A 739-nucleotide genomic window follows, 5' to 3' on the forward strand; every position below is an offset into this window, starting at 1 on the left:
AACAGTGGTTTTCTTTTGATTAACAGTTACCTTCAAGTCTTTCTCAAGAAACTTAGAAATGCTACCGAGAACTCTATATCCTGCACGCTTACTTTTGACATAAATATTACAGTCATCGGCATAGCGAACAAATTTATGTCCGCGTGCTGTAAGTACTTTATCGAGTTCATTTAGGTAAATATTAGCTAGCAATGGAGAAAGGTTGCCACCTTGTGGCGTACCTTTTTCAGACTTTTGAAATAATTGTCCGTTCATTACTCCGCTGGTAAGGAATTTACGAATCATTCTCAATAACCATTCATCATTAATGTACTGCTTGATGAATTTCATGAGTAAATCATGATTGACCGCATCAAAGTATGCTTTTAAATCAAGATCTATCACTGTGTGATATCCTTGGTCATAAAATTTTGTGACACGTTTTATGGCATCGTGCGCACTTCGATTTGGTCTAAAACCAAAGCTATTATCAGAGAATATCTTCTCAAATACAGGCGTCATTGCTTGCGCAATGGCTTGTTGTACCAGGCGGTCGACGACTGTAGGTACTCCTAGCTTACGTTTAGTTCCATCAGGTTTGGGTATTTCTACTCTTTTAACAGGACTTGGTTTATACGACAGGTCGCTGATTGATTCAATCAGTTGAGACTTATTCTCTTTGATGTAATCAAACAATTCATATACGGTCATACCATCTATGCCTGCGGCACCCTTATTTTTATAAACCTTTTTGTATGCT

At 37.6% G+C, this 739-nt stretch carries 1 protein-coding gene; it reads right to left on the reverse strand.

The genetic code is table 11. From position 1 onward, the window contains the following. On the reverse strand, positions 1–739 hold a 739-nt coding region (gene ltrA, locus FD29_RS02480), incomplete at both ends, for a group II intron reverse transcriptase/maturase (protein ID WP_083477742.1).

Origin of the sequence: Companilactobacillus mindensis DSM 14500, assembly GCF_001434275.1 — a bacterium.
GTDB lineage: Bacteria > Bacillota > Bacilli > Lactobacillales > Lactobacillaceae > Companilactobacillus > Companilactobacillus mindensis.